Source organism: Streptomyces sp. SAS_270 (genome assembly GCF_052543295.1).
In genome coordinates, this window is record NZ_JBMNDS010000013.1 from 95,552 (window position 1) to 122,446 (window position 26,895).

Below are 26,895 nucleotides of genomic sequence, written 5' to 3' on the forward strand. Positions count from 1 at the left end.
CCCCCCCCCCCCCCCCCCCCCCCCCCCCCCCCCACTGCACTTTTGCGGTTCCGGCGTCCCGGGTAAGGTTAGGTTAGCCTCACCGATTCAACCGATCAATCGGGACGGCACGACCTATGAATCCCGTCGGGAGGTGAACCCGCGTGTACGTCTGCAACTGCTTCGGGGTGACCGAAGCGCAGGTGAAGAAGCACGCGGAAGGCGGCGCCTGCACCCCCCGCCAGATAGCGTCGCAGTGCAAGGCGGGCACGGACTGCGGCTCGTGCGTCCGCCGGATCCAGGAACTCCTCGGCCGGGGCGCCTGCCCGCGCCGTGACGCGGCGGACCAGGGCAAGCAGCCGGTGCTCGCCGGCCTGGAAGGCCTCGAAGAAGCCGCTTAGCTCTCGGGCTGCTCGATGAGCTGGGCGATGTAGAGCGCCTCTCCGAGCTTCTCGACCAACTCCAGCTGGGTGTCCAGGTAGTCGATGTGATGCTCCTCGTCCTCGAGGATCGACTCGAAGATGTTGGCGGACGTGATGTCGCCCTTGGCGCGCATCACCTCGATCCCGCGCTTGAGGCGGTCGATCGCCTCGACCTCGACCTGCCGGTCCGCCTGGAACATCTCGGTGACCGTCTGGCCCACCCGGACATGGAAGAGCCGCTGGTAGTTCGGCAGGCCCTCCAGGAAGAGGATCCGGTCGGTGAGGACCTCGGCGTGCTTCATCTCGTCGAACGACTCGTGCCGCGTGTACTTCGCGAGCTTCGTCCAGCCGAAGTTCTCCTGCATCTTCGCGTGCAGGAAGTACTGGTTGATCGCCGTCAGTTCGCCGGTCAGCTGCTCGTTCAGAAATTCGATGACCTCGGGGTCGCCCTGCATCGCAGAGGCTCCTTCCAAGCGGGGGACTGGGCAGGTTGCGCCGCATCCTTGCACCGGGCGCGGAAACGCGTCCAGTAAGTGCACGCTTAGTAGGAGTTGCCCGAATCGAACCGGGGCTGGTCATGTGCAGTGTCCCGGGTCTGTCAGGATGGAGTCATGGGTCAGCCGGTGGAGCGGGAATCTGGAGAAGGTGCACAGTCACAGCTTCCGCCGGGGCAGCGACTGCAGCGCGGCTGGCCGGTCACGCACTACGGTCCCGTACCCAAGTTCCGGCCCGAGCGCTGGGAGTTCAGGGTCTTCGGCGCCACCGCGGACAGCGAGAAACACTGCTGGACCCATGAGGAGTTCACGGCTCTGCCGTACGCCACGGTCGTGGCCGATCTGCACTGCGTGACGAAGTTCAGCATGCTCGGAGCCGAATGGGGTGGCATCCCGGCTCGTACGATCCTGGAGACCGCGCCGCCCTCGTCCGCCGTCACCCACGTCATGGTCTGGGCCGAGTACGGGTTCAGTTCGAACCTCCGCCTCGCGGACTTCGCCTCCGACGGCGCGATCTTCGCGACCCACAAGGACGGCGAACTGCTCACCGCGGAGCACGGCTTCCCGCTCCGCCTGGTCGTGCCGCATCTGTACGCCTGGAAGGGCCCCAAGTGGGTCCGCGGCGTGGAGTACATGACGGCCGACCGCCGCGGCTTTTGGGAGGAGCGCGGCTATCACAACGTCGGCGATCCGTGGCGCGAGCAGCGCTACTCGTACCAGGAAGAGCCCGGGGACGGCCCCGAGCTCTAGATCCTGGTCCCTGCTTGCCGGCGCTCAGTGGTGGTACTGGTGCACCACCGCGTGCCCCTTGCCGCGGCCGATCATCCACTTGTTGACCGGCGTCGTGACCACGAAGGCGATCACGAGCGAGAGGGTGAGTGACAGCCAGAACAGGGCGTCGCTCAGGGTCGCGTCCATCGCGTCCGGCCACAGCACGATCACGCCGTTGTCGATCAGCTCCATCACGGCGATGGACAGGGTGTCCGCGGCCAGCGCCACCCGGACGGCCGCCCCGAAGCCGACGCCCGCCTTCAGCACACCGCGCAGGGTGAGCGAGTAGCCGAAGAAGAACGCGAGCACGATCGCCAGGATCGTCGTCGGCAGGTTGCCCCATCCCAGGGCGGTGCCGATGACCATGCCGAGCACCTCGCCGATGGCGCAGCCGGTCAGACAGTGGAGCGTGGCCTGGGCGGCCATGGACCAGGACGCACCGGTGGCGGGGTGATCGTGCGCCTCGTGGTGGTGGTGATCGTGTGCTGCGTGCGCCTCGTGCTGCATGACTGCCCCCAACGTCAGGTAACGGTTCCTGCACTTGGCAAGAACCGTATACCCCCCAGGGGTATTCCTGGTATCCCTCGACGGGTGGAGAGTTCAGCCGTCGCGCAGCTTCTTCAGCCGCTCCACGTCCGCCGCGTGCCCTTCCTTGCCGCCGGGCGTCTCGATGATCAGGGGTACGCCCGCGGTGGCGGGGTGGGTCATCAGCGCGCGGAACGGGTCCTCGCCGATGTGGCCGGAGCCGATGTTCTCGTGACGGTCCTTGTGTGCGCCGACCACATCCTTGGAGTCGTTGGCGTGGATGAGCTTCAGCCGTCCCTCGCCGACGATGTCCACCAGCAGGTCGAGGGTCTGATGCATCCCGCTCGGCCCGGTCAGATCGTGGCCGGCGGCGTAGATGTGGCAGGTGTCGAGGCAGACGCCCAGCTTGGGGTGGGCGTCCAGCGCCTCGAAGTAGGGCCCGAAATCCCAGGTGCGCGAGCAGAGCGAGGCGCCCTGCCCGGCGGTCGACTCCAGGAGGAGGTACGGGTCGTCGTCGTGGGTCAGCTCGTCCAGCAGCGGCAGCAGGTACTCACGCACCTGCTTCAGGGCGACCGAGCGGTCCCGGCCGCCGGTGGCGCTTCCGGTGTGCACGACCACACCGAGCGCGCCGATCTCCCGGCCCCGGCGCAGCGAGTGGCGCAGAGACAGGACCGACTGCTCGACGGTGGCCTGGGTGTGCGAGCCGAAGTTGATCAGGTACGGCGCGTGGACGTACGCGGGGATCGTCTCGGCGGCGCACGCCGCGCGGAACTCCTCGTCCTGGCGGGGGTTGCCGGGGGGCGTCGCCCAGCCGCGCGGGTTGGCGACGAAGACCTGGACGGTCTCGGCGCCCATCTCGCGTGCGTAGGTCAGGCCGACGGAGTTGAGGCCGCCGGCCACGGGCACATGGCCGCCGACGGGGTTGCGGAGCTGCTTGCTGGTCACCCTTTCAGGGTGTCACGCCCCGTGGGGTGCCCCGGCCACCCGGTCGGCGGCACGGGCACCCCCAAAGACCTACTCGATCTCCAGCGTGATCGTCGACCCCTTGGGGGCCCGTTCGCCGCCGTCCACCGACTGGCCCTTGACCTTGTCCCCGAAGAGGTGGAGCAGACCGCGGTCCTCGTCGACCTTGAAGCCCTTGTCCTCCAGCTCCTGCTTCGCGTCGTCGACGCTCTTGCCCACGACGTCCGGGACCTCGACCATCACCGGGCCCTTGGAGATCGTCAGGGTCACGGTGTCGCCCTCGGCGGCCTGCTTGCCCTCGCCCGGCGACTGCTGGGCGACATCGCCCTTGTCGTACTCCGAATTGACCTGCGCGGAGGCGATCTTGACCTTCAGGCCCTGCTCTTCGAGGTCCGACTTGGCGTCCTCGACGGACTCGCCCGTGACGTCGGGCACGTCCACCGGGCTGCCCTTGCTGACGACGAGCGCGATGGCCGAGCCGGCGTGCCGTGAGATGCCCGCGCCCGGGTCGCTGCTGATGACGTAGCCCTTGAGGACGTCCTCGCTGAACGCACGGGTGACCATGCCCGCCGCCAGCCCGTCCTTCTTCAGGCGGGCCTTGGCCTCGTCGAGCTTGTCGCCCTTCAGGTCGGGCACCTTCACTGTCTCCGGGCCGTCGGAGATGAGCAGCGTCACCGTCGCGTTGTCCCGGATGCGGTCGCCGACCGCGGGATCGGCGTTGATGACGGTGCCGCGCTTGACGACGGTGCTGTACTGGTGCTTGACCTTGACGTCCAGGCCCGCCGACTCCAGCTGGTCCGTGGCCTTCGCCTCGGTCATCGACAACACCGGCGGGATCTTGGTGAACTGGCCGGAGTTGATGTACCAGACACCCGCGCCGACCCCCAGTACCAGCAGCGCCGCGGCGACGATCGCCACCAGTCCGCGCCGGGGGTGCCAGGAGAGCCGGGAGCGCCGTGAAGGCGGCGGCGGAGGCGTCTCGTAGAGGCTGGTCCGCTCGAAGCGGTCGGTGTGCGCGAGCCCGGCCCGGTCACCGTCGTCCTCGTTGACCGGGAGCGGCCGCGGTACGGACAGCGAGCGCGGGATCACGCTCGTACGGTCCTGGGCGTTGTCGTGGCCGACGGCGTTCGCCTTCGGCGGCACGAGGTCCAGCTGCTCGGCGCTCAGCCCGGCTCTCGCGTCCAGGACCTGGGCGAGCAGCGCGACCGCGTCGTGCGGGCGCAGCTCGGGGTTGCGGGCGGTCGCCGTGGCGACCAGCTCGTCGAGGGCGTAGGACAGTCCCGGCACGGCGGCCGACGGCGGGGGCACATCCGCGTGCAGGTGCTGGTAGAGCACCTGTGCGGGCGAGCTCCCGGAGTGCGGCTTGTCACCGGTGAGCATCTCGTAGAGGACGACCCCGCAGGCGTAGACGTCGACGCGGGTGTCGGCCGTGCCGTGCTCGATCTGCTCCGGGGCCAGGTACGACACGGTGCCGAGGACGGCGCCCGTGGTGTTCGTGACAGTGCCTACGTCCCGTACGAGCCCGAAGTCCGCGACCTTGACCCGGCCGTCGTCCCCTATCAGGACGTTCTCCGGCTTCATGTCACGGTGCACGAAACCGGCGCGGTGCGCGGCGCCGAGCGCGGCGAGGACCGGCTCCAGGATGTCGAGTGCGGCGCGCGGCTGCAGCGCCCCGCGCTCGCGCAGCACGTCGCGCAGGGTGCACCCGGCGACGTACTCCATGGCGAGATAGACGTACGCCCCGTCGGTTCCCTGGTCGAAGACCTGCACCACGTTGGGGTGCGCGAGCCGGGCCACCGACTTGGCCTCGCGGATGAAGCGCTCCACGAAGGAGTGGTCGGCGGCCAGGGTCGGGTGCATCACCTTGAGGGCGAGCACGCGGTCGAGGGGGGGGTCCACGGCCCGGTAGACCGTGGCCATCCCGCCCACCGCGATCCGTGCCTCGACGCGGTAGCGCCCGTCGAGCAGCTGCCCGACCAGCGGGTCCTGAAGGGTCGTGTCCACGCAGGTGAGTGTACGAGCCGACACCGACACGACCACCCGTTAGGGCGATACCGGGGCGGTACTGCAGCCGACCTGTGACGCACGCCTCGGGCCGCTGCTACCGCTGTGGGCACAGCTGTGCGAGATGCCGGTATGCGAGCGGTCGGGGCCGCCCGCCGACATGGACCCGCAGCCGCCGACGGCGGGGACCGCGGCGTTCAGAACGCCGGCCGCTCCGGGTCCAGTCGTGCCATTCCCGTCGCGGGGGAGGACGCCTCGGCGAAGTGCCGCTTGGGGATGCGCCCCGCGCGCCGGGCGAGCCGGCCCGCCTCGACGGCGTGCCGCATCGCCTCCGCCATGAGCACCGGCTCCTGCGCCCGCGTCACGGCGGAGGCGAGCATCACACCGGCGCACCCCAGTTCCATCGCGAGCGCCGCGTCGGAGGCCGTGCCCGCCCCGGCGTCCAGGATCACCGGCACGCGCGCGTGCTCCACGATCAGCTGGAAGTTGTGCGGGTTGCGGATGCCGAGCCCGGAGCCGATGGGAGAGCCCAGCGGCATGATCGCGGCGCAGCCGGCGTCCTCCAGCTTCCGCGCGAGGACCGGGTCGTCGTTCGTGTACGGCAGCACGGTGAAGCCGTCGTCCACCAGGGTCTCGGCGGCGTCGAGCAGCTCGATCGGATCCGGCAGCAGGGTGCGCTCGTCGGCGATGACCTCCAGCTTGACCAGATCGGTTCCGAGGGCCTCGCGGGCCAGGCGGGCGGTCAGCACGGCCTCGCCCGCGGTGAAGCAGCCGGCCGTGTTGGGCAGCACCCGGATGCCCAGCCTGTCGAGCACGGAGAGGACCGAGCCGTGTGCCTCGGGGTTCACGCGGCGCATCGCGACCGTGGTCAGCTCCGTGCCGGACGCCACCAGCGAGCGCTCCAGGACGTCGAGGCTGGGAGCGCCGCCCGTGCCCATGATGAGGCGGGACGAGAAGGTCGTGCCGCCGAGGACGAAGGGATCGTCGGCCATGGGTCAGCCTCCTTGGACGGCGGTGAGGACTTCGACGCGGTCTCCCTCGCAGAGGGGAGTGGATTTCCACTGCCCGCGCGGGACGACGGTTTCGTTGAGGGCGGCGGCGATCCCGGAGGGAGCCGGGCTGAGTGTCGCGACGAGCGTGTCGAGCGCGGTGCCCTCGGTGAGGTGCTGCCGCGCTCCGTTGACGAAGACGTTCATGCGGGCTGCTCCGTGAGTGCGGTGGTGCGAAAGCGCCGGGGGGTGAAGGGGCGGGCCTCGTCGGGGAGTTCGCCGGTGGCCAGGGCGTGCGCCATCGCGTCGCCGGTGACGGGCGTGAGCAGGACGCCGTTGCGGTAGTGGCCGGTGGCGAGGAGGAGCCCGGCCAGCTCGGTCGGGCCGAGCAGCGGAGCGTTGTCGGGGGAGCCGGGGCGCAGTCCGGCCCGCGTCTCGGTGAGCGGCAGCTCGGTGATGCCCGGGATCAGCTCGTGGGCGTCGCGCAGCAGCTCGTAGACGCCGCCCGCGGTCACCGTGGTGTCCCAGCCCAGCTCCTCGCTGGTGGCGCCCACGACCAGCTCGCCGTTCTCTCGCGGCACCAGGTAGACGTGGCTGCCGCGCACGACGGCGCGCACGGTCCGGTTCAGGAAGGGCGCGTACTTCCGGGGGACGGTCAGCCGCAGCACCTGCCCCTTCACCGGCCGTACGGGCGGCAGTACGGCGTCGGGGACGCCCGCGAGCTGCCCGCTGAGGCTGCCCGCGGCGAGGACGACCTGCCCGGCAGAGAGCTCGGTGCCGTCCGCGGTGACCACGCCGGTGGCCCGGTCCGCAGAGACGCTCAGCTGCTTGGCCCACGTCCGCCGGAACACCACCCCGGCCCGCTCGCACGCCGTGACCAGCGCTTTCGCGAGCCGCCGGGGGTCGATCTGGTGGTCGCCGTCGACGCGGAGTCCGCCGCGTACGCCCGGCGCGAGCATCGGCTCCAGGCGACGGCACTCGCGGCCGCTCAGCCACTCCGACTCCAGCCCCGACCGCTGCTGCAGGGCGTGCAGCTCCCGCAGGTGGGCGCGGTCGTCGGCGTCCAGCGCGACCGCGAGGGTGCCGCAGCGGCGGTAGCCGAGGTCCTGGCCCGTCGCCTCGGTCAGCTCGGCGACGAACGCGGGGTAGCGGCGCGCGGAGGCGAGGTTCAGACCCAGCAGGGTCTGCTCGCCGTAGTGCAGTTCGGTGACGGCGGCCAGCATCCCGGCCGCCACCCGGGCCGCTCCGCCGCCCGGTTCGGGATCCACCACCGCGGTCGTGAAGCCGCGCTGCGCGGCCCGCCAGGCGGTCACCAGACCGATGATCCCGCCCCCCACGACGAGGACGTCTGATGCGTGCGTGCCCGAGGCACGCGCGGCTGATGTACGTGTAGGCGACATGGGCGTCCAGCCCCTCCCTTCGCCGGCATGACCCGGATCAGGTTCGTACGGTCGGAGGCCGCCAGCCTCCCTCTCAGCCCGGTGCGTCCGGGCTCCCGCGAGTGCTTGTACGTGGGCCACCCTAGCCCGCCGCCCCCGCCTCGGTAAGGGAGCCTCCGCCGGTGGCCTCCGGGAGTCGGGCCGGGGGCGGACGAGTGCTGTGGAACAGGTCACTGAGCACGCCCCCTGACTGACAAACCGTCAGTTGTCTATGGTGATCAGGTGAGCGAGCAGACGCAGGCGCAGGGACATTCGGCACGGCGGGTCGTCGTCGTGGGTGCGGGCATGGCCGGGGTGCAGACCGCGGTCGCCCTGCGGGAACAGGGTTTCACCGGCGGCGTGACGCTGATCGGCGCGGAACCCCATCAGCCCTACGACCGGCCACCGCTGTCCAAGGCCGTCCTGCTCGGCAAGGCCGAGGGCTCCGCCTTCGACGTCGACTTCGAGGCGCTCGGCATCGAACTGCAGCTCGGGCGCGAGGTCGTCGGCGTACGGCCCGTGGACCACGAGCTCGACACCGTCACCGGGCCCGTGCCGTACGACGTCCTGGTCGTCGCCACCGGAGCCGAACCCATCCAGCTGCCGGGCGCCGAGGGCGTGCCCGGCGTCCACCTGCTGCGCACCCTCGACGACGCCGAGCGGCTGCGCCCCGTCCTCGCCCAGCAGCACGACATCGTGGTCGTCGGCGCGGGCTGGATCGGCGCCGAGTTCGCCACGGCCGCACGCGAGGCGGGGTGCGCGGTGACCGTCGTGGAGGCCGCCGACCGGCCGCTCGCCGGTGCCCTGCCGGCGGAGGTGGCCGCACCCATGGCGGCCTGGTACGCGGACAGCGGGGCCGAACTGCGCACCCACGCGCGCGTGGAGCGCATCGAGGCGGGCGCGGTGGTGCTCGACGACGGCTCACGGGTCCCCGCGGGCGCCGTCGTCGTCGGCATCGGAGCGCGCCCGGCCACCGCCTGGCTCACCGGCTCCGGCATCGAGCTGGGCGCCCATCGCGAGATCGTCGCCGACGACCACCTGCGCACCTCCGTGCCGGACATCTACGCGGTCGGCGACTGCGCTTCCTTCCCTTCGGGAAGGTACGAGGGGCGTCTGCTGGTCCACCACTGGGACAACGCGCTCCAGGGTCCGCGCACGGTGGCGGCGAACATCATCGGTGAGTCCCCGACGGCGTACGACCCGGTGCCGTACTTCTGGTCCGAGCAGTTCGGCCGCTTCGTCCAGTACGTCGGCCACCACGAGGCCGCCGACACGACGGTGTGGCGCGGCGACCCCTCGGCACCGGCCTGGACAGTGTGCTGGCTTCGCGACGGCCGGCTCGTCGCCCTCCTGGCGGTCGGCCGCCCCCGCGACCTGGCCCAGGGACGCCGGCTGATCGAGGCGGGCACTCCGATGGACCCGGAGCTGCTGCCCGATCCGTCGCGGCCGCTGAAGGCGGCGGCGGTGTAGTCGGCGGAGTTTTCCGTCGGGACAGCGGTGAGGGGCACTCCGTCGGCCCAGGTCGGACGGCCCCGGCTTCCGAGTGTCAGTCCGGGATGGCAGGCTTGTCCCGTGACCGAGATTGACGCAAAGACCGATGCTCTCGTCCCTGCCTGGCTCACCCTGCCCGACATCGCCGAACAGTTCGGCGTAGAGGTGACCCGAGTCCGGCAGCTGGTCAAGGAGGGCCAGGTGATCGCCGTACGCCGCGGTGAGAACCGCGCGCTGCACGTCCCCGCCGCCTTCATCGACGGGGACAAGGTCGTCAAGGGCCTCACCGGCACCTTGACGCTCCTTCGGGACGACGGCTTCACCGACGAAGAGATGCTCGAGTGGCTCTTCACCCCCGACCCGAGCCTGCCCGGCACGCCCGCGCAGGCCCTCAGCGAGAATCGCGGCACGGAGGTGAAGCGCCGCGCCCAGGCGCTCGCCGTCTGACCTGAACGAACGAAGGAACCGTCCGGCGTACGGGCCGAGCACCCGGCGGCTCGTACGCCATCGACCACGGGGGACACCGCCATGCCCAACAGCGCTCGCGCTCAGCTCGCCGACGCCCGCGTCTACCTCTGCACGGACGCCCGCAGACGCCAGGGTGACCTCGCCGAGTTCCTCGACGCGGTCCTGGCGGGCGGCGTGGACATCGTTCAGCTGCGCGACAAGGGCATGGAGGCAGGGGAGGAACTGGAGCACCTCCAGGTCTTCGCCGAGGCCTGTGCGCGCCACGGCAAGCTCCTCGCGGTCAACGACCGGGCGGACGTGGCCCATGCCATCGGTGCCGACGTGCTGCATCTGGGCCAGGGCGACCTGCCCGTGCCCGCGGCCCGCGCGATCCTGGGGGAGAACGTCCTGATCGGCCGTTCCACGCACGCCGACTCCGAGGCCGAGGCCGCCGCCGTCCAGGACGGCGTGGACTACTTCTGCACCGGCCCCTGCTGGCCGACCCCCACCAAGCCCGGCCGCCACGCCCCCGGCCTGGACCTGGTCCGCCACACCGCCTCCCTCGGCACCGACCGCCCCTGGTTCGCCATCGGAGGCATCGACCTCGGCAACCTCGACGAGGTGCTGGAGGCGGGCGCCCGCCGTGTCGTGGTCGTCCGTGCGATCACGGAGGCGGACGACCCCGGAGCAGCGGCGGGCGAGTTCGCGAAGCGACTGCGCGACGCGTAGACGCGCGGCAACTGTCCGAGAACTGTCCGAGGGGTGGACAAGAAGTCGACAAATCGGACAATTCTCAGCGGTTCGGTTGGGGTACCGACGCCCCCTGGCTAACCTGCCGGTATGGCCCTCGGATCCGCTTCCACCAGGACTGACCGCGCACGCACCGTGCGCGACATGCTCGCCACCGGCAAGAAGACGTACTCGTTCGAGTTCTCCGCGCCGAAGACCCCCAAGGGCGAGCGCAACCTGTGGAACGCGCTGCGCCGGGTCGAGGCCGTCGCACCCGACTTCGTCTCCGTGACCTACGGCGCCGGCGGCTCAACCCGCGCGGGCACCGTCAAGGAGACCCAGCAGATCGTCGTCGACACGACGCTCACCCCGGTCGCCCACCTCACCGCGGTCAACCACTCCATCGCCGAGCTGCGCAACATCATCGGCCAGTACGCCGACGCCGGGATCCGCAACATGCTCGCGGTCCGCGGCGACCCGCCCGGCGACCCCATGGGCGACTGGGTGCCGCACCCCAGCGGCCTGACCTACGCCGCCGAACTCGTCCGTCTCATCAAGGAGTCCGGTGACTTCTGCGTAGGCGTCGCGGCCTTCCCCGAGATGCACCCGCGCTCCGACACCTGGGACCGCGACGTCGAGCACTTCGTCGACAAATGCCGCGCCGGCGCCGACTACGCGATCACGCAGATGTTCTTCCAACCCGAGTCCTATCTGCGCCTGCGCGACCGTGTCGGCGCCGCGAGCTGCGAGACCCCGGTGATTCCCGAGGTCATGCCGGTGACCAGCGTGAAGATGCTGGAACGCCTGCCGCAGCTCAGCAACGCCGCGATCCCCGCCGTTCTGAAAGAGCGGATCCTCACAGCCAAAGACGATCCGGCGGCTGTACGCTCCATTGGCATCGAGTTCGCGACGGAGTTCTGCGCGAAGCTGCTGGACGAGGGAGTCCCCGGTCTGCACTTCATCACGCTCAACAACTCCACGGCGACGCTGGAAATCTACGAAAATCTGGGGCTGCACCACCCACAGCAGGCCTAGACCGGTCGCACCCGCGTACGACACACTGCGTAGCGGCCACCTGGGAGAGGGGCGTACATGGGCTTTACGGTCCTCTACATCGCGTTCGGAATCGTCGCGCTGTGGCTGCTCGGCGAGGTCCTGCTGCAGTACAAGGCGCGGCTGCGCTGGCGACTGCTCGCCTTCGTCGGTTTCCTCTGCGTCGTACTCGGCGTACTGAGCCGCTCGGTCGTGGTCATAGGTCTGGGCGCGGCGGCCTTCACGGTCGGCCAGACGTACGTCACGCTCTCGTTCCGCCGCGGCTTCGCGGCCGGCTGGGCCGTGCGCAACCGGCCGGGCATCGGCGCCAAGAGCGGCGGCAAGAGCAAGCGCCGCCGCGGCGAGCCGGACCACCAGGAACCGACACTTGAGGTCACCGACCTCGAAGCGACCGACGAGACGTCGTCGTACACGCCCGACGAGGCGTACGACGACTACGACCGCGACGACGTGTTCCGCCCCGCGCAGCCCGTCGAGACGATGGCCTCGGCCGCCGAGAGCAGCGCCGTCTACGAACCGCAGCCGCTGCCCGAGGACACCGGCCAGTACGGCGTCTACACCGACGCGGCGTACGCGGCCGCCACGGACCCCGCCTATGCGGCCGCCGCCCAGGCGCAGGACCCCAGCCAGAACTTCGCGTACGACGGCTACACCGGCTACGACCAGCAGCAGTACGCCTACGACACCACCGGCCAGCAGCAGTACGCCGCCTACTCCGACCCGTACATCGGCACCCAGACGTACGGCGGGGCCACGTACGACACCGGCTACGGCGAGCAGCAGCAGTACGGCCAGCAGCAGGGCTACACCCAGGACCCGTATGCGACGGGCACCTACGGCGGCGAGACCCCGGCCGGCGGCCTCTGGGTGCCCCAGCAGCGCAACACCGACGACCCGTACGGCGGCGAACTCCCGCAGGAACAGCCGTACCCGTACCAGGGCGACGGCAACGGCAACAACAACGGCAACAACGGCAACGGGTACGACGAGCAGTACCGGTACTGAGCACGGTTCACTGCGAGCCGCGGAACTCCGGTCCCTCCACGATCAGTCCGGCGACCAGGGCGCCCGACATGCCCGCGTGCGGGAGCCCGCCGCCGGGGTGAGCCCAGCCGCCGACCGCGAAGAGGCCGGGCATCCGGGTGCTGTTCGCGGGGTGCAGCAGGCGCCCGTCCGCCGCGGCGAGTGCCGGGGCGGGCACCGCGCCGCCGTCCGCGCCCGTCGCCCCGGCGATGTCGGCGGGGGTGCGCGTCTCGTGCCACAGGAGGCGGTCGCGGAGGTCGGGTATCGCCCGCTCGGCGAGGGAAAGCACCCGCTCGACGTCCGCCTCGGACACCGTCAGGCCCGGCGCCACGGTCACGGTCAAGGTGACCGCCTCGTGCTCCGCGTCCGGGACCGGTGCCGGGTCGTCGGGCCGCAGCACCGTCACGGTGGGCGCGGCAGGGAACCCCGGGCGCTCACCGAAGAGCTGCGCCAACTCGCCCTCCCGGTCCGCCGAGTGCACCACCGTCCGGTGCGCAGCCCCCTGCGGACGTCCGCCGCGCAGCGCCAGCAGCACGCTCAGCCGGCTCGGCGTGGTGCTCTCGCCGCGCGGTGCGACCTCGCCCTCGCCACGCAGCGCCGCCCCGGAGGCGATGCGGTCCAGCGCGCCGGGAGCGACACCGGCCACCACGAAGTCCGCCTCCGCGACCGAGCCGTCGGAGAGCTCGACACCGGCCGCGCGGCCGTCCTTCTCGACGAGTCGCTCGACGGCGGCCCCGAAGCGGAACTCCACCCGGCGGGCCACGCACCGCTCGTACACCGCGCGGGCCAGCTCCCGGACGCCACCGCGCACGTACCAAATGCCGAAGGCGTGTTCCATGTAGGGCAGCACGGCCGCGGCGGCGGGAGTGACCCGAGGATCGAGGCCGTACGCCAGCGCGTGGCTCTCCAGGAGGGCCGCCAGGCGCGGGTCACGCAGCTCCCACGCGCCGACCTCGGCGAGCGTGGCGGCCCGCCGGGTGCGCAGCAGCCGCTTGTGCGGCACCGCCGGATAGGGTTCGCGCTCGGCGAGCACCGACCAGTCGGTCCAGAGCGGCTCCTCCAGGAGAGGCCGGCGCGTCCGGTCCCAGGCCTCGCGGGCCCGCACCAGGAAATCACCCCACCGCTCGCCCGCACCGGCCCCCAGAGCCCCGTCCAGGGCCGCGACGACCCCCGCGCGGGAGGCGTTGGGCAGCGAGACCCGTGTGCCGTCGGCGAAGACGTGGTGGGACGACGGATCGACCTGGACCAGCTCGACGCACGCCTCCAGCGGCTCCTTGCCCGTCTTGACGAACAGGTCGCGGTAGACCGCGGGCAGCGGGAGCAGCCCCGGTCCCGTGTCGAAGGAGAAGCCGTCGCGCTCGACTCGGCCCACCGCTCCGCCGTACGTCGCCGCGCGCTCGTACACCACCACCCGGTGGCCCGCGACGGCCAGCCGCGCAGCGGCCGCCATCGCGCCCATCCCGGCGCCGATCACCGCAATCCGTGCCATGCCAGGGACTTTATCGGCCACCACTGACAACCCGTGCCCCGGCCGTCAGCCGGGCGGGCGCTCGTCCCGTACCGCAGCCCGCTGTGACCAGGATCTCAGGGAGCTGAAGGGGCTCGGACACGTGGTCGCTCAGGCCGCCGGCCCAGCCGCTGGTGCTGTGCCTTCCTGGGGACAAACTCCCAGGCCCCCGGCCAAGGGGAGTACGGACACGGACGCGATCGTAACCAGTCGGCAACGGTGTGTCCTGGGCCTGAGTGCGCAGTGCTGAGTATCCGTACCTAGGGAGTGAGATGAGTACGCGCGCGGATGGGCCCGACCTGCGTGAACGGGAGAGTGGAGGCACGGCAAGGGGCGCGGCTCCGGCACCGCCGACACGGGGCGGCGGAACGGTGCGGCGCCCTTCACCGCTCCTTCCGCCGATCCGTCGGCGGAAGCGAGACACGGGGGGCCCGGGGGAACGACCGAACGGGGGTCCAACGGGGGAGTACGGGGGAAGCACGGCGAAGCGCCGGTTCGAGTGGCCCGCGGGGGACGCGGCCACATCGGACCGGCGCTTTTGCGTGCGCCCGTCGGCCCGGGCCGGGTCGGCCCGGCTCAGCGGCTGCCGCTCACGCGCCCCTGGAGCAGCCGGGAGAGCGCCGAGTGGACGTCGTCCAGGGAACGTTCCGGCTGGAAGGACTGCCAGTCCAGGGCGGCCACCAGGACCATCCCGACCAGGGCGGACGCCGTCAGCTGGATGTCGATCTCGTCGCTGAGCTCGCCGTCCGCCACAGCGTCGCGCAGGACGCCCTCGACGACCGCGACCGCCTCCTGCCGCACCACCATCAGCGTGGACTGCCAGGCGCGGTTGGTGCGCCACAGCTCGGCCACGTAGAGCTGGGTGAAGGCCGGATAGCGGTCGATGAACACGAGCCCGGCGCGGATCATCGCGTCCAGGGCGTCGACCTTGCTGCCCCCTTCGCGCGCGGTCTTCTCCGCCGCCTCCCGAAGGGAGGCGGTGAGGAGTTCCACGCCGTGCCGCAGCAGCTGTTCGAAGAGGACGGACTTGCTCGCGAAGTTGTAGTAGACCGTGCCCTTCGCGACTCCGGCGCGCTCGGCGATCTCGTCCACGGTGGTGGCGGAGAAGCCCTGTTCCGCGATGAGCGTGACGGCCGCCTCGTACAGCTTCTGCCGTGTCGCCTCGCGGCGGGTGCCGCCGCCTCCCGTGGTGCTGCTGCTGTCCATGGCCCTGATTGTCACAGGACCGGTCACGTGCGGGGTCACAGGCTCAGCTCCGGGTGCAGTCGGTCGAGGGTCCACACCTGCTTGCGGTGCGCGGACAGGGCGGTGAGCGCGAGAGCGCCCGCGGTGAACGCCACGAGGACGGCGCACGCCTGCCAGACGGGCCCGAGACCGCCGCCCGTGATGAGCCTGCGCAGGGCCGCGACGACGTAACTCATCGGCAGGAAGGGGTGGATCGCGTTGAAGAAGCCCGGACTGGTCTGGACGGGATACGTACCGCCCGCCGACGTCAGCTGGAGCATCAGAAGGGCGAGGACGAGGATCCGGCCGGCCGCTCCGAAGCGTGCGTTCAGCCACTGCACGATCGCCGCGAAGCAGGCCGTCACCAGGAAGAGGAAGCCCACCGTTCCGGCCGCTCGCACCATCTCCAGGCCGATCGCCCAGTGCAGGACCGACATCAGCGCCGCCGTCTGCAGCACACCCAGGGCGGCCACCGGCAGCCAGCCCGCCAGCGCGATGCGCCAGGCCGAGCCGCCCGCCGCGAGGGCGCGCCGGTTGAGCGGCGGGATCAGCATGTACGCCACCATCGCGCCCACCCACAGGGAGAGCGGGATGAAGTACGGGGCGAAGCCGGTGCCGTAGTTGGGCGCGTGGTGCAGGTCCTTCGAGGCGAGCCGTACCGGATCGGACATGACGCCGGTGCGCTCGTCGCGGTCCTTCTTGTCGTAGTCGGGGATCTGCCCGGCGCCGTCGTGCAGCCCTCCGGCCAGCTTCCCCGAGCCGTCACCGAGCTTGTACATGCCGCCGTTGAGGTCGTACGCGCCCGTCTTGAGCTTGCCGACGCCGGTGTCCAGGTCCGCGGCGCCGGTCTTGGCCGTGCCGAGCCCGGTGTGCAGCGTCTTGGCTCCCGCGGCGACCTTGCCGGCGCCCTCGTTCAACTTGTTGATCTTGGATACGGAGTCGGTGAGGTCCTCGGAGAGGTGCGGCGAGCGGTCGGCGAGGGCCTGCGCCTGCTTCTGCAGCGTGGCGAGGTTCTTGTCGAGCTTGTCGAGGTCGCCGTCCTGGTCGGCGATCAGCGTGTTGACGTCGTCGGCGACCTTCGCGACGTCCGCGGCCGCCTGCTTGGCCTTCTTCAGGTCGGGGCAGGCCGCGTCGGGCAGCGGCAGGTCCTCGCAGCGCGCCTTGTAGACGGCGTTCAGCGTGTCGGAGGCGGTGTGGGCGCCCTTGGCGGCGATCGGGGCGGTCTTCACCAGGGTGTCAAGGTTGTCGCGGATCCCCGAGGCGGAGTCGGCGACGAGCTGTGCCGTGTCGCCGATCGACTTCTCGTTGCCCTTCAGGAAGGGCCCCACCTTGTCCGCTACCCCGTTGACCTTGTCGGCCAGTTTCTGTGTGCCGTCCGCGACCTGCCGCGAACCGTCCTCCAGGTCGCCCGCACCAGTGTTGAGCTTCTTGAGGCCACCGGAGAGCTTGCCGCTGCCCTTCTTCGCCTCCTTCAGCCCGTCCGCGAGGTCCTTGGAGCCCTTCTCCGCCTTGCCGATCCCGCCCGTGAGCTTGTCGGCCCCCTTGGCGGCCTTCTCGGTCTGCCCGTGGATGTCCGAGAACGACACGAAGATCTTGTCGAGGAACGACCGGGACGCCTTCGTGGACGCGGCCGTGCGCACCTCGCTGAACACCGTCCTGGAGATCTGCCCGACGATGTAGTTGTTCGCGTCGTTCGTACGGACCTGGAGCGCGCCCGTCTCGGGGGAGCCCCCGGAGCTGGAGGCGATCTTCTTACTGAAGTCGGACGGCATGGTCAGCGACAGGTAGTAGGTGCCGTCCTCGACGCCCGCACGGGCCTCGGCGGCGCTCACCTCGTGCCACTCGAAGGTGTCGCTGTCGCGCAGCCCCTCGGTGATGTCGTCGCCCGCCGCGACCTTCTTGCCCGCGGCGGTCGCCCCCTTGTCGTCGTTGACGAGCGCCACCGGGATACGGTCCAGGCGGCCGTACGGGTCCCAGAAGGACCACAGGTACAGAGCGCCGTACAGCAGGGGCAGCAGCAGGAGCGCGGCGAGCGCGGCCCGGGGCAGCCTGCCCCTGCCGAAGCGCCTGAGCTCAAGAACGGCCAGTTTCGGCGAGCGCATCAGCCGCCCCCTTCTCGTCGTCACGTGTCGCGCCGTCAGGCCTGCCGGCGTCGGAGTCCTCCGCTTGGCGCTCGTCCTCGTGCGGCGAGGTCCGCACCACGACGGCGTCCTCGGGGGCTTCGCTGCACACCGCCAGGACCGTCGTGCCGGAGGCGGCGACGGACCTCAACAGGGCCCAGGCCTCGGCCCGTTCGGCGTCCGACAGCTTGAGGTCGGTGTCGTCGACGCCCAGCAGACGCGGGCGTCCGATGAGAGCGAGGGCGATGGACAGCCGCAGCGCCTCCAGGCGCTCCAGATCCCGTACGGCCGTCCGCGAGCCCTTGGGCAGCGCGGACCGGTCGAGCCCGGCGGCGGCCAGCGCGGTGTCGATCCGCAGCTTCGCCGCCGCGATCCGCTCCGCACGCGGTCGCAGGAGAGCGCGCACGGAACCGTCGAACCGCCGCTGCAGCAGGGCCCGTTCCCTCAGGTGCTCCCCGACGGTCAGGGCGGGGTCGAGGTCGGTGACGCCGGGGACGTGGGCCGGTGCGCTGAAGCGCCGCACCGACGCCAACTGCTTCGGCAGCACCGAACCGCCCACCGTGGCGGTCCCCTCGGTCGGCTTCATCCGCCCGGTGAGCGCGAGCAGCAGACATGTCCGGCCGGAGCCGGACGGTCCCTCGATCGCGATCAGCGAACCGGGTTCCGCGGCGATACGGACGTCCCGGAACGCCCATCCCCGCGGCCCCCTGAGCCCGAACCCCTCGGCGTGCACAGCGACTCCGGCAGCTTGCTCCGGCCCGTCCATGTCCCCCTCGCTCCCCTGAGCCGGGGGCTCGGTCAAGACCCCCATTTTTGAACTGACTGGTCAGTGCAAAAACTATCCCGAACTGTCGATCGAAGCAAAGGCCCAGGTCAGAACGGATTGTCAGTGGCATACCGCACGATGGGCACATACGGCCACAGTGCCGTCACACGACGACAGGAGGTTCGTCATGGCCAACTCGTCCGCAGCCGCCTCCCACCGGCGCCGCGCCTCCGGCCCTGCCCCCTCACTGACCGGCCCGGCGAGCGATGTGCACCCCGTGCTCCGCCGGGCCACGGCCCCGCCCGCCGCCCTCGACCTGCTCGCACAGGCCCGCGCCGGCCTCGACGAGGCGACCGTCCTCGAAACACCCAACGAGCGCTATGCGACGGCCCACTTGGCCGCCCTGCGCACCGCCGCCGCGGTCCTCGCCGCGCGAGGACGCCCGGAGCCCACGTCCCGACGCAGGGCACGCATCCGCAGCGCCTGGGAAGTGCTCCCCGAAATAGCGCCCGAACTCGCCGAGTGGAGCGCGCTGTTCGCCTCCGGGGCCCGCCGCCGCGCCCGTGCCGAGGCGGGCATACAGGGCGCGGCCAGCAGCCGCGACGCCGACGACCTGCTGCGCGACGTGGCGATGTTCCTGCGCCTCGTCGAGCGGATGCTCGTCCTGCAGCCGGTGCTGCCCCAGCCGAGGCAGGACGAGGACCGTGACGTCCCCGACGCCGGGTGACCTGCGCCCCGTGCCGGGGACGCGCGCCCCGCCACCGCGCGATCCGCCGCGTGAGACGGGGGACCGGGTACGGCATCGGAGGCAATAGGGTGGAACCGCCTGAAGCCTTCCGCCCCGGCCCCGGGGCCGGGAGGCACGTCGATCGCTCCGCCGTGCAAGAGGCGGTGCCGCGCCGAGGAGTCAACTGCCGTGTCGGACCCGATGCGCCCGCCCGTCTCCCACCAAAGCCCCTCACCGACGTCGCTGCGCTCCGGCCCCTCCCGACCCCGCGCCTCTCTCCGTACCGCCGTGGTCTGGGAGGTCCTCCAAGGCGCCCTCGACCGCCGGATCAAGGCCACGGGGCGGGAATCGCTGGACGTCCTCGACACCGGAGGCGGCAGCGGCAACTTCGCGGTGCCCGTGGCTCGCCTCGGCCACCGAGTCACCGTCGTCGACCCGAGCCCCAACGCGCTGTTCGCGCTGGAGCGCAGGGCCGCCGAGGCCGGGGTCGCCGAGCGTGTGAAGGGCGTCCAGGGCGACGCGCACGGCCTGTTCGACGTGGTCGAGCGCGGCGGGTACGACGCGGTGCTGTGCCACGGCGTCCTCGAGTACGTGGACGACCCCGCCGAGGGCGTCCGTAACGTGGTCGACGCGCTGCGCCCCGACGGCGTCCTGAGCCTGCTCGCCGCGGGCCTCGGCGGAGCGGTGCTCGCGCGCGCCCTCGCCGGGCACTTCAAGGAGGCCAGGCAGGCGCTCGACGACCCGGACGGCCGCTGGGGCGAGGGTGATCCCGTACCCCACCGCTTCACCGCCGAACAGCTCACCGCGCTGGTCGAGGGCGCGGGCCTGCGGGTCGGTGCCGTGCACGGCGTGCGGGTCTTCGCGGACCTCGTCCCCGGGGTCCTTGTGGACACCGAGCCGGGTGCCCTGGACGCCCTGCTGAAGCTGGAGGCGGCGGCCGCCGAGCTCGCCGCGTTCCACTCCGTGGCGACACAACTGCATGTGCTCGGTGAGACTCAGGGGACGGAGGAGGGCTGAGCCGCCTCCCGCGGCGCCCCGCTGATCAGGGCCTTGGCTGCACATGGAGTACGCCACAGGCCCCCCGATCGGCCGCTCGGCGCCGTATGATCGAGGGAGACCGTCCGGCATGACGGACCGGCCGCTGGGGAATGCACGCCTCAGTGAACCGGGGTGCCATGGCGGGTCCCGGTTGGCCAATTGGCGTAGAGGGGCGGGTTTCACGGGGGCGATTCCCTGCCTATCCTGAAGGGGACCCCCGGTCGCCCCGGCGACTGCACGATGAGGAGGACGCCGTGCCGCTCTCGGAGCACGAGCAGCGAATGCTCGAGCAGATGGAGCGAGCGCTGTACGCCGAAGATCCCAAGTTCGCGACAGCGCTTGAGGGAAGCGGGCTGCGTACGTACACCCGACGACGGGTCTACCAGGCGGTCGCGGGCTTCCTGGTGGGTATCGCGCTCCTCATGGCCGGAATGGTCGCACAGCAGATCTGGGTCAGCGTGGTGGGATTCCTCGTCATGCTGGGCTGCGCGGTGCTTGCCGTCACCGGCTGGCGCAAGGCCCCCAAGCCCGGTGAGCAGTCGGCCACGCCCGGCGCACCCGCCGCGCGCCGTCAGGGACGACAGCGCCGCTCCATGATGGACCGCATCGAACAACGGTGGCAGCGCCGCCGCGACGAACAGGGCCAGTGAGCCCGGCTCTTCGAGCCGCTCGTACACCCAAACGCACACAGGGGTGACCGCCTGAGAAGGCGGTCACCCCTTAAGCATGTGCGCGGATAGAAGAGCGCGCGCCCATACCGGCAGTCCCGCGGCGAACGGGGGGCAGCACGGCCGGCGGACGGCACCGGCAGCGCAGGGGGCGAGCGGGAGAGCACGGCCGCCGGGTGCGGGCCGCCGCTGGGTGCCGCGCCCGGCGGCGCCCCGGCTTTGCCGTGGCACGGTCCGGGCCCGGTCGGTGGGCGGGCCGTGGACGGCAGGGCAGGGGGCGAGCGGGAGACCACGGCCGCCGGATGCGGGCCGCCGCTGGGTGCCGCGCCCGGCGGCGCCCCGCCTTGCCGTGCACGGCCCGGGCCCCGGCCCGGATGGCGTGCGCAGCACAACGCCCGGGCCAGGAGGTCGTACCTCCCGGACCGGGCGTCGCTGTCAGCCGCTCACTCGCTCAGCCGCCGCTCAGCCGTTCTGCTCCCCGGGTGACGACGGGCGGCGCAGCAGGCTTGCTGTGCGGGCTGCCCAGCGTGCCTTGACGGCCGTCCAGCGTTCGGAGAGGTCCCACACCACACGGATGGCCGAGCGGGGGGCGACGAGCGCACGCAGCCGGGTGGTGCGGCTCGACGAGGACCGCAGGGCCATCCTCAGTCGGCGTACATCGTCGGCCAGCCCGGCCTCGGGTCGCGGCTGCGGCGCGTAGAGCACGCGCTCCACGGCCCCGGCCACCCGATGGACCGACTCGGCCGGTCCCGGTTCGAGCTGCCCGATCCGCACGATCCGTGCGGCCGCCTTGCGCGGGGTCAGCGCGTCGTCCGGCACGATGCCGTAGTCCCACGCCGTGTCGGTGAGCTCGCGCCAGACTGCCAACGTGTGCGTCGCGGCCACCTCGGAGGCGCGGCGCGAGGTGTCCTCCCCGGCCGGGGCGGTCACCTCGATGCCGTCCGTGAAGCCCTCTGCCGCACCGCGGGCTGTGCGTCCCGTGCGCGAGAGCCGCTCAGCGGCGGGCGCGTGCTGGGAGGAGGCCAGCCGCAGCGACCGACTGCGCAGCCGCCACAGCATCGGCACCAACGGCAGTGCGAGCACGGCAGCACCCGCCAGCGTCCACCAAAGGATCTTGTACCAGGGCGGACCGTCGTCGCCCGACCCCGCCTTGTTCTGCGGCAGCACCCCGCTGCACGCCTCCAGCTTCTTCTGCTCGGCCGAGCAGCTCTCACTGGCGGACGGCGCGGCGGACGGCGCCGTGGAGGCAGACGTCGACGGCTTCGGCACGTCGGGCAGGTCGCTCCCGGAGGAGTCCGGCTGGGTGTAGGACGGCACCGAGCCGCGGTTGGGGGTCGGCTCGAAACGGGTCCAGCCGATGCCCTCGAAGTACAGCTCCGGCCAGGCGTGCGCGTCGCGCAGACCGACCGACATCGAGCCGTCGCCCTGCGGGGAGCCCGGCGTGAAGCCCACCGCGACCCGGGCGGGTATCCCCAGCGTCCGCGCCATCGCGGCCATCGCGAAGGAGAAGTGGACGCAGAAGCCCTCCTTGTCCTTCAGGAACTTCGCGATCGCCGCGGAACCGCTGCCGGCCTGCACCTGGGTGTCGTAGGTGAAGCCGCCGGTCACGGCGAAGTAGTCCTGGAGCTTGACGGCCTGCTCGTAGTGGTTCTGCGCGCCCTCGGTGACCTGGCGGGCGGTCCTGCCCACCACCGGCGGCAACGACGACGGCACATTCGTGTAGTCGCGCTTCATGTCGTCCGACGGCTCCGGAGCGTTTGCGAGCTGCTCCGCGGTCGGTTGCACGATCAGGCTCGTGACCTCGTACTGCGCGCCCCGGGTGTTCTGCCCGTGGTCTCCCACGAGGGTGCGGCCCACCGGCTCGTAGCGCCAGTTGCCCTTGATGTTCACCTTGTTCGCCGGGTACGGCATCGGCAGCCAGTCCTGCGCGTACCAGTCCGCCGCCGCGATCCTGGTCCGGATCTCGGTCCGCCGGACGTCGCCGCCGAGGCCGGTCGGCGTCGGGAACGTGTCCGGCACATCGATGATGTGCCGCTGGGCGGGCTTCCAGGCCGTCCCGTCGAAGTCGTCCAGGGAGACGATCCGCAGATACAGGTCCTGGGTGTCGTCCGTGTTGGTGCGGTACGACATGACCTGGCGGTCCTCGTTCACGTTCAGGCTGTCGCGGAGCGAGACCAGCGGGTTCACCGCGGAGATCGTGCCGCCACCGCCCGTGCCGGAGCCGACGCCCCTCCCGGCGCCGTCCAGCAGGCCGCCGTCGAGCGCCGGCAGGCCGAGCGGCACCACCAGGGCGATGCCCAGCGCGACCGCGCCGATGCGCCGCCCGGTGCGGACGGGCGCGAGGGCCCCGGTGGAGGACTCCGGGCCCGCGGTGCGCGCCGCACCGCCGAAGACGCGGCCCCACTGCGAGAGCCGGTCGCGGCCCTCGGCGAGGAGCAGCATCAGATAGCCGGCGGCCGCGAGCAGGAACCACAGCCATGCGGCGCCGCCACCGGACAGTCCCGCGGCGACCGAGTACAGCGCGAGCAGCGGCAGCCCGGCCGGGGCGGCGCTGCGGAACGTCACCGCGAGGGCGTCCACCGCGAGCCCGATGACCAGCACGCCGCCGACCATCATCAGCCGGATGCCCTCGGACAGCGGCGCCGGAATGGCGAACCGTCCGACGTCGTCGGTGCCCGCCTGGAGCAGCATGCCGAGGCGGTGGAACGCCTCGGGCCCGGGCACGATCCCGGCGATGGCCTGCTGACGGGCGAAGACCAGCGTCAGCAGCATCAGTGTCACCAGCGCCTGCACCGCCACGGTCAGCGGCCGGGCCAGCGGAACCCGCCGGGTCAGCGCACCCACACCGGTCTGCACGGCGAGCAGAAACGCCGCCTGGAGGATCCAGGTCGCCGGGTCCACCAGCGGCAGCAGGGCGCAGGCGGCCATCAGTGTGGCGGCCGCGGCGCACAGCGCCAGTCGCGCACGCCCGCTCATGAGCCACCACCCCTCGCCGTGCTCCCCGTCGAGGCGACGCCCGAGCGCTGCCGGTCGGCCTGCTGCCACAGGTCGGCGAGCCCGCTCCCGCGCGGCACCTTCAGAGCGGTCCAGCCCGCCTCGCGCAGCATGCGCAGTCGATCCTCGCTCCTGTCCAACGGGTCGGGAACCTCGCTCGGTTCCCGCACCCAGGCGTCACTGTCCAGCAGGAAGGCGACGGCTCCGCCGCTGCGCTGGCGCATCTTGGCGAGCACCGTCGCCTGCTCCTCGTCCAGATCGCCGAGGAAGGCGATCAACAGCCCTTCGTTGCCGCTGCGCAGCACGTCGTAGGCCCGGGAGAGCCCGGTGCCGTCGGAGTGGTCGATGACCGCCAGGGTGTCCATCATCAGTCCGGCCGCGTCCGCCGACTCCTGGCTCGCGCCCGTGAACCCGTCGGCGCCCTCGCCGGGCACCGAACTGCCGGTGTCCGTCAGCAGCCGTACGGAGAAGCCCCGTTCCAGCATGTGCACCAGCGTGGACGCCGTGCCCGACACCGCCCACTCGAAAGCGGAGTCCGGGCCCGCGCCCTGGTAGGCGAGGCCGCGCGTGTCCAGCAGCACCGTGCAGCGGGACCGCTGCGGCTGCTCCTCGCGGCGGACCATCAGCTCGCCGTAGCGCGCGGTCAACCGCCAGTGCACGCGGCGCAGATCGTCGCCGTGCCGGTATCCGCGCGGGATCACGTCGTCCTCGCCGGCCAGTGCCAGCGAGCGCTGCCGCCCGTCGCCGTACCCCTTGGCCTCGCCGGTCAGCCGGACCGGCGGCAGCGCCTCCACGCGCGGAATGACGGTCAGGGTGTCGTACGTCGAGAAGGAGCGGGTCAGTTCGCACATCCCGAAGGGGTCGGTCAGGCGCAGTTGCAGCGGGCCCAGCGGGTAGCGGCCGCGCAGGTCCGAGCGCACGCGGTAGGACACCTCGCGGCGGCCGCCCGCCTCCACCCGGTCCAGCACGAACCGGGGGCGCGGACCGAGCACGTACGGCACCCGGTCCTGGAGCATCAGCAGCCCGGTGGGCAGCCGCGAGACGTTGTCCATCCGCAGATGGACACGCGCCTCGCTGCCGGCGGGCACGCGCCCGGGGGAGAGGCGGCGACTGCCCGCCACCCGGTAGCGCGTGCGGTAGAGCACGGTCGCGCAGACCAGCGGCAGGACGGCCAGCAGCAGGCCGACCCGGAGCAGATCGCTCTGCCCCAGGACGTACGCGCAGACGGCCGCCGCCACTCCGGCTGCCAGGAAGGAGCGCCCGCGGGTGGTGAGACCGGCGAGGGCCGTGCGCAGCCCGCCCTTGTCCTCCTCGGCGGTGTGCCCGGTCCCCGCTTGCGTCATCACAGCCTCCGTGGCGGCTGCTGGCCGTAGGTGGGTGAGCCCACCGGGAAGCCGGACTGCTGCTGGGGTGCGGCCGGCACGGCGGTGCGCTGCAGGATCTCCTGGACGACCTGCTCCGCCGTACGACGGTTCAACTGGGCCTGGGCCGTGGGCAGCAGGCGGTGGGCCAGCACCGCCACGGCGAGCGCCTGCACGTCGTCCGGCAGTGCGTAGTCCCGGCCGCTGAGGGCGGCCGAGGCCTTCGCCGCGCGCAGTAGATGGAGCGTGGCGCGCGGCGAGGCGCCGAGTCTGAGATCCGGATGGCTGCGGGTGGCGGCGACCAGGTCGACCGCGTACCGCCGTACCGTGTCCGCGACGTGGACCGTGCGGACCGCGTCGATGAGTTTCAGGATCTCGTGCGCGTGGGCCACCGGCTGGAGGTCGTCCAGCGGGGACGCCCCGCCGTGGATGTCGAGCATCTGCAGCTCGGCCTCCGCGCTGGGATAGCCGATGGAGACGCGGGCCATGAAGCGGTCGCGCTGCGCCTCGGGCAGCGGGTAGGTGCCCTCCATCTCGACCGGGTTCTGCGTGGCCACCACCATGAAGGGGCTCGGCAGTTCGTAGGTCTGCCCGTCGATGGTGACCTGGCGCTCCTCCATGGACTCAAGGAGCGCCGACTGCGTCTTCGGTGAGGCGCGGTTGATCTCGTCGCCGATCACGATCTGCGCGAAGATCGCCCCCGGCTTGAACTCGAAGTCCCGGCGCTGCTGGTCCCAGATGGACACACCCGTGATGTCCGAGGGCAGCAGGTCGGGCGTGAACTGAATGCGCCGCACCGAGCAGTCGATGGACCGCGCCAGCGCCTTGGCCAGCATGGTCTTGCCGACGCCCGGGACATCCTCGATCAGAAGATGGCCCTCGGCGAGCAGTACGGTCAGCGAAAGCCGTACGACCTCGGGCTTGCCTTCGATCACTCCTTCCACCGAACTGCGGACACGCTCCACAGTGGCGGTCAGATCTGTAAGGCTCGCTCGATCGTCATAGGTCGTCACCCGGCCCTCCTCGGCCCTTTCCCGGGCCGACGCCCCATGCGGACCGGCCCACCCCGAAACACGGACACCACGCGCGAAAAGTTCCGCGTGACGCCACACCCGCATTCTTGTTGCCGTTACCGGTTCGTGTCACTCGCCTGTGGATAACTGGCTGCGATATGTCAGGTCTTGCGACCTTTTGGGCGCCGGATGTCCGGGGGGTTTTCGTGAGGTGAGGGTCCCATGAGGGCTCGGAGGGGTGGTGAGGGGGCCCCTGCCAGGGCTGTCAGGCCGGGTCTATCTCGCGCAGCAGGCCCGAGTGCACGTCGAAGACGAAGCCGCGCACGTCGTTCTTGTGCAGCAGGAACGGCGAGGTGCGCACCCGCTGCATCGACTGCCGTACGTCCTGCTCGACGTCCCGGAAGGCCTCCACCGCCCAGGCGGGGCGCTGTCCGACCTCCATCTCCAGGTCGTGCCGGAAGTCCTCGGTGATGGCCTGCATGCCGCAGCCGGTGTGGTGGATCAGGACGACGCTGCGGGTGCCGAGCGCGCGCTGGCTGATGGTCAGGGAGCGGATCACATCGTCGGTGACCACCCCGCCCGCGTTGCGGATCGTGTGACAGTCGCCCAGTTCGAGGCCGAGAGCGGCGTGCAGGTCGAGCCTCGCGTCCATGCACGCGACCACCGCGACGTGCAGGACGGGACGGGCGTCCATCCCCGGGTCGGTGAACGCGGCGGCGTACCGCTCGTTCGCATCGACGAGGCGGTCTGTCACGGTGCCGTCGGTCGGTATGGCGTCTGCGGGCTCTGTGGGAACGGATGCAGAAGTCGTCATACCGATAACGGTACTGGTCACGGATGGAGTAGTCCTGGTGTGAGAGCGGACAAAGAACATCATCAAGCCTTGTTGTGAGGTAACCCACAAGGGTGTCGCGGGTGCGCCCGTACGGGTTGTTTCGCCCTGTTCGCGGCTTCGTCGGTGTTTCACCGAGGACCGGCCCGCGACGCGCATGCCGGTTGATTGACCGCGAGACACCGTGGACTAAAGTGACGCGAAGCGGGAGGCGAGGCCCTCCCTGCTGGACTGTTGTTCCCCGGAGGCCCGGCGATTTTCCGGCGTCTCCCCGCGTGCGCGGCGCGTACGTACGGCTCGGCCTCCTCCCGCTCCGGTCGGCTGACGCCACTCACCC

Annotated in this window: 25 protein-coding genes and 1 riboswitch; of the genes, 10 read left to right on the top strand and 15 right to left on the bottom strand. The window is 71.5% G+C overall.

What is annotated here, in order from left to right; all coding sequences use genetic code 11:
- The first annotated feature begins 143 nt into the window (after positions 1–143).
- Positions 144–380, top strand: a complete 237-nt coding sequence (locus tag ACN6LB_RS12030; protein WP_356139889.1) for a (2Fe-2S)-binding protein — start codon at positions 144–146, stop codon at positions 378–380.
- Here the strand turns inward: ACN6LB_RS12030 and bfr are convergent.
- Complete coding sequence (gene bfr / locus ACN6LB_RS12035) at positions 377–856, bottom strand: bacterioferritin (protein ID WP_356139890.1); 480 nt, start codon at positions 854–856, stop codon at positions 377–379. The genes ACN6LB_RS12030 and bfr overlap by 4 nt on opposite strands.
- 156 nt (positions 857–1,012) lie before the next feature.
- Between bfr and ACN6LB_RS12040 the strand changes: the two genes are divergently transcribed.
- Complete coding sequence (locus ACN6LB_RS12040) at positions 1,013–1,645, top strand: sulfite oxidase-like oxidoreductase (RefSeq protein WP_356139891.1); 633 nt, start codon at positions 1,013–1,015, stop codon at positions 1,643–1,645.
- Between the two features lie 24 nt (positions 1,646–1,669).
- Here the strand turns inward: ACN6LB_RS12040 and ACN6LB_RS12045 are convergent, their stop codons facing one another.
- The 6 genes from ACN6LB_RS12045 to thiO all read right to left on the bottom strand — a co-directional run bounded on the left by ACN6LB_RS12045 (position 1,670) and on the right by thiO (position 7,547).
- Positions 1,670–2,173: a DUF4396 domain-containing protein gene (locus tag ACN6LB_RS12045; protein ID WP_445025801.1), complete on the bottom strand. Its 504-nt coding sequence runs from the start codon at positions 2,171–2,173 to the stop codon at positions 1,670–1,672.
- Between the two features lie 93 nt (positions 2,174–2,266).
- Positions 2,267–3,136: a deoxyribonuclease IV gene (locus ACN6LB_RS12050; RefSeq protein ID WP_445025802.1), complete on the bottom strand. Its 870-nt coding sequence runs from the start codon at positions 3,134–3,136 to the stop codon at positions 2,267–2,269.
- 69 nt (positions 3,137–3,205) lie between these two features.
- Positions 3,206–5,158 (bottom strand): Stk1 family PASTA domain-containing Ser/Thr kinase, encoded by a 1,953-nt coding sequence (pknB, locus tag ACN6LB_RS12055; RefSeq protein ID WP_445025803.1) that lies wholly within the window; start codon positions 5,156–5,158, stop codon positions 3,206–3,208.
- A gap of 197 nt (positions 5,159–5,355) precedes the next feature.
- Positions 5,356–6,150 carry a thiazole synthase gene (locus ACN6LB_RS12060; RefSeq protein WP_445025804.1) on the bottom strand — a complete coding sequence of 265 codons (795 nt, stop codon included), beginning with the start codon at positions 6,148–6,150 and terminating at the stop codon, positions 5,356–5,358.
- A 3-nt stretch (positions 6,151–6,153) separates the two neighbouring features.
- On the bottom strand, positions 6,154–6,354 hold the full coding sequence (gene thiS / locus ACN6LB_RS12065) for a sulfur carrier protein ThiS (RefSeq protein WP_445025805.1): 201 nt from the start codon (positions 6,352–6,354) through the stop codon (positions 6,154–6,156).
- The gene (gene thiO / locus ACN6LB_RS12070) at positions 6,351–7,547 is read right to left on the bottom strand and encodes a glycine oxidase ThiO (RefSeq protein ID WP_445025806.1); all 1,197 of its coding nucleotides are present in this window, start codon (positions 7,545–7,547) and stop codon (positions 6,351–6,353) included. Before thiO ends, thiS begins: the two co-directional genes overlap by 4 nt.
- A riboswitch (TPP riboswitch) is annotated at positions 7,545–7,656 on the bottom strand. (Overlaps the previous gene by 3 nt.)
- A 152-nt stretch (positions 7,657–7,808) precedes the next feature.
- On the opposite strand from thiO, the gene ACN6LB_RS12075 reads away from it, so the two are divergent.
- The 5 genes from ACN6LB_RS12075 (at position 7,809) to ACN6LB_RS12095 (ending at position 12,290) form a co-directional block, all read left to right on the top strand.
- On the top strand, positions 7,809–9,035 hold the full coding sequence (locus ACN6LB_RS12075) for an NAD(P)/FAD-dependent oxidoreductase (protein WP_445025807.1): 1,227 nt from the start codon (positions 7,809–7,811) through the stop codon (positions 9,033–9,035).
- A 102-nt stretch (positions 9,036–9,137) separates the two neighbouring features.
- Positions 9,138–9,503, top strand: coding sequence for an Rv2175c family DNA-binding protein (locus ACN6LB_RS12080; protein WP_356139899.1), 366 nt, complete (start codon positions 9,138–9,140; stop codon positions 9,501–9,503).
- An 81-nt stretch (positions 9,504–9,584) separates the two neighbouring features.
- Positions 9,585–10,232: a thiamine phosphate synthase gene (gene thiE, locus ACN6LB_RS12085; protein WP_445025808.1), complete on the top strand. Its 648-nt coding sequence runs from the start codon at positions 9,585–9,587 to the stop codon at positions 10,230–10,232.
- A 111-nt stretch (positions 10,233–10,343) separates the two neighbouring features.
- Complete coding sequence (gene metF, locus ACN6LB_RS12090) at positions 10,344–11,267, top strand: methylenetetrahydrofolate reductase [NAD(P)H] (RefSeq protein WP_356139901.1); 924 nt, start codon at positions 10,344–10,346, stop codon at positions 11,265–11,267.
- Between the two features lie 57 nt (positions 11,268–11,324).
- Positions 11,325–12,290, top strand: coding sequence for an SCO2102 family sporulation regulator (locus ACN6LB_RS12095; RefSeq protein WP_445025809.1), 966 nt, complete (start codon positions 11,325–11,327; stop codon positions 12,288–12,290).
- A gap of 7 nt (positions 12,291–12,297) precedes the next feature.
- Here ACN6LB_RS12095 and ACN6LB_RS12100 read toward each other — a convergent pair whose 3' ends face one another.
- From ACN6LB_RS12100 to ACN6LB_RS12115, 4 genes are all read right to left on the bottom strand, one after another.
- Positions 12,298–13,797, bottom strand: a complete 1,500-nt coding sequence (locus ACN6LB_RS12100; RefSeq protein WP_445025810.1) for a phytoene desaturase family protein — start codon at positions 13,795–13,797, stop codon at positions 12,298–12,300.
- A 594-nt stretch (positions 13,798–14,391) separates the two neighbouring features.
- Positions 14,392–15,021 carry a TetR/AcrR family transcriptional regulator gene (locus tag ACN6LB_RS12105; protein WP_445025811.1) on the bottom strand — a complete coding sequence of 210 codons (630 nt, stop codon included), beginning with the start codon at positions 15,019–15,021 and terminating at the stop codon, positions 14,392–14,394.
- 35 nt (positions 15,022–15,056) lie between these two features.
- Complete coding sequence (locus ACN6LB_RS12110) at positions 15,057–17,141, bottom strand: YhgE/Pip family protein (protein WP_445025812.1); 2,085 nt, start codon at positions 17,139–17,141, stop codon at positions 15,057–15,059.
- Positions 17,113–17,925 (bottom strand): ATP-binding cassette domain-containing protein, encoded by an 813-nt coding sequence (locus tag ACN6LB_RS12115; protein ID WP_356139906.1) that lies wholly within the window; start codon positions 17,923–17,925, stop codon positions 17,113–17,115. Before ACN6LB_RS12115 ends, ACN6LB_RS12110 begins: the two co-directional genes overlap by 29 nt.
- 187 nt (positions 17,926–18,112) lie before the next feature.
- On the opposite strand from ACN6LB_RS12115, the gene ACN6LB_RS12120 reads away from it, so the two are divergent.
- The 3 genes from ACN6LB_RS12120 to ACN6LB_RS12130 all read left to right on the top strand — a co-directional run bounded on the left by ACN6LB_RS12120 (position 18,113) and on the right by ACN6LB_RS12130 (position 20,340).
- Positions 18,113–18,652: an SAV_6107 family HEPN domain-containing protein gene (locus tag ACN6LB_RS12120; RefSeq protein ID WP_356139907.1), complete on the top strand. Its 540-nt coding sequence runs from the start codon at positions 18,113–18,115 to the stop codon at positions 18,650–18,652.
- Between the two features lie 189 nt (positions 18,653–18,841).
- Positions 18,842–19,669, top strand: a complete 828-nt coding sequence (locus ACN6LB_RS12125; RefSeq protein WP_445025813.1) for a class I SAM-dependent methyltransferase — start codon at positions 18,842–18,844, stop codon at positions 19,667–19,669.
- Between the two features lie 275 nt (positions 19,670–19,944).
- Positions 19,945–20,340 carry a DUF3040 domain-containing protein gene (locus tag ACN6LB_RS12130; RefSeq protein ID WP_356139909.1) on the top strand — a complete coding sequence of 132 codons (396 nt, stop codon included), beginning with the start codon at positions 19,945–19,947 and terminating at the stop codon, positions 20,338–20,340.
- A gap of 480 nt (positions 20,341–20,820) precedes the next feature.
- Here ACN6LB_RS12130 and ACN6LB_RS12135 read toward each other — a convergent pair whose 3' ends face one another.
- The 4 genes from ACN6LB_RS12135 to ACN6LB_RS12150 form a co-directional block, all read right to left on the bottom strand.
- The gene (locus ACN6LB_RS12135; RefSeq protein ID WP_445025814.1) at positions 20,821–23,334 is read right to left on the bottom strand and encodes a transglutaminase TgpA family protein; all 2,514 of its coding nucleotides are present in this window, start codon (positions 23,332–23,334) and stop codon (positions 20,821–20,823) included.
- A complete protein-coding gene (locus tag ACN6LB_RS12140; protein ID WP_445025815.1) occupies positions 23,331–24,695 on the bottom strand; it encodes a DUF58 domain-containing protein in 1,365 nt (454 codons plus the stop codon). The genes ACN6LB_RS12135 and ACN6LB_RS12140 overlap by 4 nt, the downstream gene beginning before the upstream one ends.
- The gene (locus ACN6LB_RS12145; RefSeq protein WP_356138165.1) at positions 24,695–25,726 is read right to left on the bottom strand and encodes an AAA family ATPase; all 1,032 of its coding nucleotides are present in this window, start codon (positions 25,724–25,726) and stop codon (positions 24,695–24,697) included. Before ACN6LB_RS12145 ends, ACN6LB_RS12140 begins: the two co-directional genes overlap by 1 nt.
- Positions 25,727–25,991: 265 nt before the next feature.
- A complete protein-coding gene (locus ACN6LB_RS12150) occupies positions 25,992–26,540 on the bottom strand; it encodes a beta-class carbonic anhydrase (RefSeq protein ID WP_445025816.1) in 549 nt (182 codons plus the stop codon).
- Positions 26,541–26,895: the final 355 nt, after the last annotated feature.